At 45.3% G+C, this 8,011-nt stretch carries 9 protein-coding genes, 1 tRNA gene and 1 riboswitch; of the genes, 2 read left to right on the top strand and 8 right to left on the bottom strand.

What is annotated here, in order from left to right; genetic code table 11:
* From kdpB to L693_RS0100810, 5 genes are all read right to left on the bottom strand, one after another.
* Positions 1 to 1,237 (bottom strand): potassium-transporting ATPase subunit KdpB (gene kdpB, locus L693_RS0100830; RefSeq protein ID WP_025715651.1); only part of this gene is annotated, 1,237 nt, incomplete at its 3' end.
* A gap of 52 nt (positions 1,238 to 1,289) precedes the next feature.
* The gene (gene kdpA / locus L693_RS0100825; RefSeq protein ID WP_025715650.1) at positions 1,290 to 2,966 is read right to left on the bottom strand and encodes a potassium-transporting ATPase subunit KdpA; all 1,677 of its coding nucleotides are present in this window, start codon (positions 2,964 to 2,966) and stop codon (positions 1,290 to 1,292) included.
* Between the two features lie 149 nt (positions 2,967 to 3,115).
* Positions 3,116 to 3,193 (bottom strand): K(+)-transporting ATPase subunit F, encoded by a 78-nt coding sequence (kdpF, locus tag L693_RS32235; RefSeq protein WP_081752060.1) that lies wholly within the window; start codon positions 3,191 to 3,193, stop codon positions 3,116 to 3,118.
* A gap of 154 nt (positions 3,194 to 3,347) precedes the next feature.
* Positions 3,348 to 3,743, bottom strand: coding sequence for a hypothetical protein (locus tag L693_RS0100815; protein WP_025715648.1), 396 nt, complete (start codon positions 3,741 to 3,743; stop codon positions 3,348 to 3,350).
* A gap of 115 nt (positions 3,744 to 3,858) precedes the next feature.
* A riboswitch (cyclic di-AMP (ydaO/yuaA leader) is annotated at positions 3,859 to 4,031 on the bottom strand.
* A 549-nt stretch (positions 4,032 to 4,580) separates the two neighbouring features.
* Positions 4,581 to 4,663 (bottom strand) — tRNA-Leu (locus L693_RS0100810).
* Positions 4,664 to 4,906: 243 nt separating this feature from the next.
* Here L693_RS0100810 and L693_RS0100805 point away from each other — a divergent pair.
* Both L693_RS0100805 and L693_RS0100800 read left to right on the top strand, forming a co-directional pair.
* Complete coding sequence (locus tag L693_RS0100805; protein WP_049825012.1) at positions 4,907 to 5,662, top strand: urease accessory UreF family protein; 756 nt, start codon at positions 4,907 to 4,909, stop codon at positions 5,660 to 5,662.
* Between the two features lie 325 nt (positions 5,663 to 5,987).
* Entirely contained in the window at positions 5,988 to 6,209 is a 222-nt protein-coding gene (locus tag L693_RS0100800; RefSeq protein ID WP_025715646.1) for a hypothetical protein, read from the top strand.
* A 137-nt stretch (positions 6,210 to 6,346) separates the two neighbouring features.
* Here L693_RS0100800 and L693_RS0100795 read toward each other — a convergent pair whose 3' ends face one another.
* The 3 genes from L693_RS0100795 to L693_RS0100785 all read right to left on the bottom strand — a co-directional run bounded on the left by L693_RS0100795 (position 6,347) and on the right by L693_RS0100785 (position 7,810).
* Complete coding sequence (locus L693_RS0100795) at positions 6,347 to 6,730, bottom strand: helix-turn-helix domain-containing protein (protein WP_025715645.1); 384 nt, start codon at positions 6,728 to 6,730, stop codon at positions 6,347 to 6,349.
* A 65-nt stretch (positions 6,731 to 6,795) separates the two neighbouring features.
* On the bottom strand, positions 6,796 to 7,170 hold the full coding sequence (locus tag L693_RS0100790) for a helix-turn-helix domain-containing protein (protein ID WP_025715643.1): 375 nt from the start codon (positions 7,168 to 7,170) through the stop codon (positions 6,796 to 6,798).
* Between the two features lie 184 nt (positions 7,171 to 7,354).
* The gene (locus L693_RS0100785) at positions 7,355 to 7,810 is read right to left on the bottom strand and encodes a MarR family winged helix-turn-helix transcriptional regulator (RefSeq protein WP_025715641.1); all 456 of its coding nucleotides are present in this window, start codon (positions 7,808 to 7,810) and stop codon (positions 7,355 to 7,357) included.
* Between the last annotated feature and the right edge of the window lie 201 nt (positions 7,811 to 8,011).

The following is an 8,011-nucleotide window of genomic DNA, read 5'->3' as shown; positions in this document are numbered from 1 at the left end:
CCAGATCGGCTGGAACGCTGCCGTTTTGCGATACGATCCACTGCCGAACTGAGTCTACCGCGCCCTTGCGTACCTTTCGTCCATCGGTCAGATCCAGACCACTCATCCGGGTTTCCGCCTTGAACTCGATAAAGGCTCCGCCTGCCGCCAAAGATTCATCCAGCGTGTACTCCTGCTTGCGCATCAATTCCAGCACCGAGCGTCCCTCGGGCGTCTCATCCTTCATAGAGCTCATCGCTGCCCACTTCACTAGCTCTGCCTTCTCCACGCCCCCTACAGGCACGAATTCACTCGCCATCCGGTTCCCGAAGGTGATGGTACCCGTTTTGTCGAGAATCATCGTGTTGATGTCCCCGGATGCCTCTACCGCCTTGCCTGACATCGCCAGCACGTTAAACTGGGTAACCCGGTCCATACCGGCAATCCCAATAGCGGACAGAAGCCCTCCAATCGTGGTCGGAATCAGACAAACCAGCAACGAAATCAAGACTGGTACAGGCAAATTGATGTTAAAATGACGGGCAATCGGAGCCAGCGTGACCACCACGATCAAAAAAATAATCGTTAAGCTGATCAGCAGCGTGTTCAGCGCAATTTCATTCGGCGTTTTTTGCCGCTGCGCCCCTTCCACGAGCGAAATCATTTTATCAATAAACGTTTCGCCTGGCTCTGTTGTAATCCGCACTTTAATGCGGTCACTCACGACCCGTGTCCCGCCCGTTACCGAGCAAAAATCACCGCCCGATTCCTTGATCACTGGAGCCGATTCTCCCGTAATCGCGGATTCATCCACTGAGGCAAGACCTTCAATAACCTCACCATCACTCGGAATCATCTCGCCCTGGGACACCATCACAATGTCACCTTTGCGAAGTTCAGTCGAGCTGACCACCTGAAGCTCATCCCCGACAAGCTTGTTGGCTTGTGTATCCTGCTTGGATTTTTTCAAAGAGGCCGCTTGCGCCTTGCCTCGTCCCTCCGCAAGCGCTTCGGCAAAATTGGCAAAAAGCAGCGTGAACAGCAGAATAATAAAAACCGCTAGATTAAAGCCCATTTCGTTGCCAGTTCCAAAATAACCGGGAAACAGCAGCATGAGCAGCACGACCAGTGTACCGATCTCCACGACGAACATGACAGGATTTTTCATCATGATCATCGGATTTAATTTCATAAAGCTATCCTTGATCGCATGCTTCAAGATGCTTTTATCCAGCATGCGTTTACGTTGTTCCTTCATGATCAAGCACCCCGTTCATCCATTCTCATTTTCTTCTTCATGCTATTCTTCATCACATGGTCAAAAATTCAGCTACAGGCCCCAATACGATGACTGGCAAAAAGGTCAACGCACCAATCAACAGGACAACTCCGATCAGGATAGCCCCAAACAGCTTGTTGTCCGTGCGAAGTGTGCCCGTCGTCACCGGAGTCGGCGCTTTGGCATTCAATGAAGCCGCAACAGCCAACAGTGCAACCATAGATACATACCGTCCAAAGAACATCACTACGCCTGTCATAATGTTCCAAAACACGTTGTTATCCGCAAGACCTTCGAATCCCGAACCGTTATTTGCCGCAGAGGACGCATATTCATAAAGCACCTGAGTCAGCCCATGATATCCGGGGTTTGTGACCGCATCATATCCCCAATGACTCATAAATGCGAGCGCAGTCGGGGCCAGAATGAGAAACGGGTGTACCAGAATGGCAATCGCAATTAGCTTCATTTCCTTGCCTTCAATTTTCCTACCCATAAATTCCGGGGTTCTTCCGACCATCAGTCCGCATATAAACACACCCAGAATCGCGTACATCAGCATGTTCATCAGCCCGACACCCTTGCCGCCGAAAATGACGTTTAGCATCATTTCACCCAAAGCAGCCATACCACCCAGCGGGGTCAGAGTGTCATGCATATTATTGACCGAGCCCGTCGTTGCCGCTGTCGTCACCGCAGTGAATAATGCCGATTGTCCAATGCCAAAGCGCACCTCTTTCCCTTCCATACTTCCTTGAGAAGCATCCACACCCAGCGCCTGTATCAGTGGATTCCCCGTCTTCTCAGATACGTACGTAATGGACAGAAAAATGAGGAACAATACCATCATCGAGCTAAAAATAATCCAGCCCTGCTTGCGATTACGGGCAAACAATCCAAAGGTATACGGCAGCGAAGCCGGCATCACCCACATAGCCAAAATTTCCAGCACGTTCGTCCAGGGACTTGGATTCTCAAAAGGATGCGCAGAGTTGGCTCCCGCATAACCGCCTCCATTCGTACCTAAATGCTTGATGGATTCCAAGGAAGCAATCGGCCCCAAAGCAATCTGCTGCTGTGTTCCGCTCAGCGTCGTAACATTCGCCGTAGGCTGTAGCGTCTGCGGTACCTTCAATCCAACCAGCACCAGCGTGAGCACAAAGGCAAGCGGCAGGAAAATCCGTATAATCGCCTTGATAAAATCTTGAAAAAAATTGCCCATTCCTTCACCGCGCCGCGTCAATCCTCTCATAAAAGCCGCAGCAACAGCAAATCCGGAAGCAGCCGAAGTGAACATCATCATCGTGACAAACGCCATCTGTGTCAGATACGTAAGTCCGCTTTCTCCACTATAATGCTGGAGATTCGTATTGGTCATAAAGCTGATCACCGTGTTAAAAGTCAATGAAGCTTCCATATTGCCGTTCCCAGCCGGATTGCCGGGAAGCATTCCTTGCAAACGCAACAACACATAGCTGATGATTACCAGCACGACATTGGTAGCAAGAAAGCTCATAACATACGTAGTCCAGCGCATACTCCCCAGCTTCTTCAAGCCTACAATCTTATAAATCAGCTTTTCCGTTCCGCCAAAAATCCGATCCGTCCGATTCGGTTCATTCGAGAATACATGATACATATAAGTGCCCACTGGCTTTACCAAGAGCAGCAATATGACAATCACAATCCCAATTTGCAGCAGCTCCATCCTCTATTCCTCCTTCAAAATGCTCCTGCGTGTGTAGAACAACAGACCTGACTCAGACCACCAATCGAATGCACACGTTTACGCCAAACCGCCATCTGTGAAGCCTGATCCATGATCTGCTGTTCTTGTCCGCTTCATCTTATAGCTGATTAGAACTTTTCAGGGTTCAGGAGCGCGTAGATTAAATACACCAACACCATAGCCGTGAGCGCAAGCACAACAATCATCCTTTTCGCCCTCCTTTAGAGGTCTGCGCATCACACCAGCGTACAAATAGCAGTATCGCTCCATAACTCACAGCCAGCACGAGCAGCATGTATATATCCATCATGTTCAAGCCCTCCCGTATAAAAAATCATAAAACAACTATGTTATAAGCGCTTATCCGTTCAGCAGAAAACCCACCTCTCCGTTCAATGTGTAAATCACATGATCCGCTCCCAATCCCCGATAAATTCCTTGTGGATTGCAGCCGTGCGTGATGACATAGATCAAATCTGATGTCAGTGGCCGACATATTTGCAGGAAACGGCAAGTCAGATTCAAGCTGTTTTCGAACAAATACACGCTGCCAATTTCTTTTTTGGGAAAATTCCATTTTCCCGCTTGCATCGTATTGATGCGTACAATGTGCTCCACACCCATTTTTTTGAGCTGTCGTTCCTCCTGAGCGCTATTGGTGAGTACCGCAAACGCCAGTTTTTTGAACATGAGCAACTTCACAAAACTTCTGCCCGCTTCATTCGGTGCAGTGACAATAATTAACCGACCTTCCATCAGTAGCTCCTCTCCCGGTATAAAAAGACAACAAAAAGAAGCCGAAGGAAAAAGGCTTTCCTCCGGCTTCTTACATATCCATGATAAAATAAACCATGGCTGCACACGGCGGTTTGTTGCCTCTCCCTGTACGCTTACGAGGTTAGCTGTCGGATTTGGACGTGAGAGTCGCCCTATTTCTGGCACTTGGCCAGAAAATTCACCCCATGAGACCACGGCTTCCAGAGCCTAATTAATCCCGATTGGTTCCCCCGCTCTTGCATTTGCAAAATTCAGCGCTTAAATAATTCGTTGCTGCATTCATTCTTGTTAATTGAAATTACGTCTTGAATCATACACCCGCACAAGGAACACTGTAAAGCTCACCTGTGGGGTTATAATCGTTCTTTGGAGCACAAAAGATCAATAATAACGCTTACAAAATGACTATGCTTCTCCCATCTCCTTGAATCTCTGTTTTTCACCCCTTTTTAAAAATGAAAGGCATGTCAATATTGGCGTAATGGGACGAGTTTTGTCCTTTTATTGTAAAAGCGAAAGTAAATGTGCTATATGCACCAGATAAACGCCGATTGAGCCTGCTTTTACGATGAGAAGCACAGCAATTCGCTCTATTTGCTGCGCAATTTACCGTTTTGAACAAAATGCGATTTTACAATAACAAAACACACGTTACATCTATTGCGACTTGCAACTCCGGTAAGCTGGCAGAAGATATTGAAAAGCTCTTGCGGGATAAATAAGATTCGTTTAAAACAAAAAAAGCACCCCTTCACGCAAAACGTGTCAGGATGCTTTTTTGGGTTATTGCTATTTGTAATCATGTCTTACATATAATGCGGTCGAGAGGACTCGAACCTCCACGGGCGTACGCCCACTACCCCCTCAAGATAGCGTGTCTGCCATTCCACCACGACCGCAAATCATAATGTTTTGAGGCAACGGATTTATTATACTCCCATAGCTTATATTTGTAAACCCAATTTTAATAATTATTTTATATGTAATATTAAGTAACATATAAAAGCTATAAAATATTTAATTTGACATTTTAGCAATATAAATGTGAATATATATTACATGAAACTTTAATAAATTCTAATAAACTGATTTTAAGGTTAAATAATATAACATCATTACTCATCTCAAGGAGGCGAACCACCCTGCATAAAGGCAATCGCTTACTAAATTACGCATTATTGTTGGACTCTTCCCTACCCGTCGGCGGCTTTACCCGTACTTACGGATTGGAGGAACTATTCCGAAACGGGCGCTTGACCTGTCTGCAAGACCTGGAACATTATATGCGGAACGACTTGTATCCTCAATTCACAACGCTTGACGGCATGGCCATCAAAAGCCTGTATGTCGCCATTCAACAGGAGGATGGCTGGCGTATCGCTCTTATTGATAAGCTGCTGCATACCCAACGTTCCTCTCTACAGCACGCGAAAGAGTCACGTCTGTCTGGTCAGCGTCTGATCAAGCTTGCCAAAGCGCTCTATCCTTGGCTTGAATTTGACCAGCTTGAAGCCATACTTATTCAATACAGCGCAATTGGTACACTCGCTACTGTTCATACCTGGATTAACCTGCTCCTTGGAAATGATGTGGAGCAGACTATTCACGGCTATCTTGCCGCAGCAGTATCCTTCTGTGTCGAAGATGCTTCCAAGCTGCTAAATACACCATACGAGGAAAAAAATCCTCTCATCGAGCGCATGACCGACGAATTGCTCATCACCTGGAAAAAGTTCAACGTGTCTGGGTCAGCTACATTTCAGCACGAACTGCTTCATAAACATTGGTCCAGCTCCTACATTACTCAGCCGCCTTATATGAGCCGTAAAAGCCGACTGAATGAAGCAGGGCTGTTTCCCTCCCCCGGCTTACCCAAACGCCTTCCAGCATCCCCCTGATGCATCGCTTGACCAGTCCAGTCTAGCGCCAACACTAAAAGCACTCTACCGCTTTCCTCAAGTGGCAGAGTGCTTTTTATCCAAGCATAACCGCAATTCCACACCATTAACAGGCTCTAAATGAATGATTCAGGTCATCTAATACTTCAGGATTTTGCAAATCCTCACTTATTTAAGTGATTAGTTTAATGAAATAACGTATTTACGATTGTAAAAACACGTATAAAAGTGTATTATGGTTTTAGATGGTTAATTCTAACATGTTTACTGATGATTATTATAACACACCAATTATTCCGCAAGAATCCGTAAGGGGCGATTTCTCTTGAATAACAAAATGCCTGTCACCTCCTTCGGGTGGGCCATCAAACAACGGCTTGTCGAACTCCGATTGGATCAGAAAACATTTTGCGAGACACACAACATTCCGCCTTCACGTTTATCCAATCTGATTCATGGCACCCGCAAAGCACAAAGGCACAGAAAACAAGTTGCTGCAATTCTGAATATCGACGATAACGACTATAAGGAGGCACCACCGCTCTAAAACCAGCATGCAAGGGTTCCAGTTACATATATGGCACTCCATATATTCCTACAACCCCAAAAAAACTCGTAATTCGAACCCGCCAGTCCGTTTTACGGGTTTTCAATCCTGGGTAGTCTCCTTCTCCAGTAAAAGGATCATTCTGGCTTTGTTTTATTATTCTCTTTTTTTTGCTTACGGTATTTTGCAAACTCAACATATTCTAAAATAAAATTCTGTTCCTCCGCTTCCAGATCTTCTGCCTGGCAATTCAATGGCCCCATCACCCCAAAAAAATAAGCAGCCTTTTGCTCCTGGAGTACGCCTTCCCCCGGCTTGATCCCTTTCATTAACCAGTCGAGCGATACGTTAAAAAAGTCCGAGATCTGAATTAGATGCATCGTACCCGGCGTTGTTTTCCCTCTTCTCCAGTCCCCAAGATTCCCTGAACTGATTTTAAGCTTTTCACAAAACGCCTTTTTGGTCATTCCCCGATCCTTAATCAAAGCTTCAATCCGCTGATAAATAGTTTGATCTCCCACAATATTTCCCCTCCGACACCATAACTTTTACTTATGAAATATCAACTCAAGCCTCAAGCAAATCATTATTCGGCATTTGAATTGCCGTGTTTTTTCTCTTTACGAAAACGAGTAAATTCAATATACTCAAGTATAAAATCCTTTTCCGCCTCACTTAGCGGTTCCCCCTGGCAATTCAGTTGCCCTGAAGCCTCAAAAAAATAAGGGTCTTTCGACTCCTTTAGCGCCTCACCCCGCACATCTCGCCCCAGCATGATCCAATCCAGACTAGCATTAAAAAACGAAGCGATTTCAAGGAGTTTATTCGTGCCCGGCGTCGTTTTTCCTCTTTTCCAATCTCCAAAGTTCCCCGTACTAATACCCAACTGCTCGCAGAACGCTTTTTTGGTCATTCCCCGTTCCTTGATAAGGTGCTCAATACGTTGGTAAATAGATTGCATAGAAGCTCCTTCCTCCCTAGCAGACTCTCAAATAACGATATCATGTCCCCTGTTCCCATTTCAAAGATGCGTGTGCCAAAATTGCCGAATTATGTATGTTGATTTTCATTATACCACAATATGCAACAAAAACCGCTCATTTTCCGAAGAAAACGGCGGTCTTTAGTCAGCTCTTGTACACCAATTACGGAGTAGAGTTGTCGATTTTAAGTAAAATCTGCTTCAATTCATTTAGAGTTTCGCTCAAGTGCAATAATTCTTCTTCTGGCAAAAACACCAGTTTCTCTTGAATTTTATTGGAAAAGGTATGAAATACCTGTTCACAAAAAGCGTCGCCTTCTTCTGTAATAGCCACATTCACGACTCTGCGATCCGAGTCACACGACTGGCGGTCAGCCAGCCCATGCTCCACCAGCTTATCCAGAAGAGGAGTCATGTTCGGACGCGAGACATTAAGCTGTTTGGACAAATCCGATACGGTAGACGAGCGCACTTCTCGCAGCAGTAGTAATACCTGAAAGTTGTTCGGCGACAAATGTAAAGGGAAATCAAGCGGACCGTAGGTGAAAAATTTCTTCTTCACAATCGGAAACAAGCCCAAAATATTTTCTGATATATTTCCTAACAGTTGAGTGTCCATATTTTTCACCGTCACTTCATAAGTTTATACTTATCATTTTATAACATTATGGCGTTATATTATACTACGGAATCATTATTTCTTCATAATCATTACTTTATACATCACTAAACAAACAAAAAAAAGCCTCTACCGCGAGAGACTTTTCCGTTTATTCCATTGATGCGGTCGAGAGGACTCGAACCTCCACGAGCGTACGCT

The sequence above is a fragment of the Paenibacillus sp. 1-18 genome, assembly GCF_000520755.1.
In the GTDB taxonomy this organism is placed as follows: Bacteria; Bacillota; Bacilli; order Paenibacillales; family Paenibacillaceae; genus Paenibacillus; species Paenibacillus brasilensis.
This window is presented reverse-complemented; position numbering and strand designations above follow the sequence as displayed.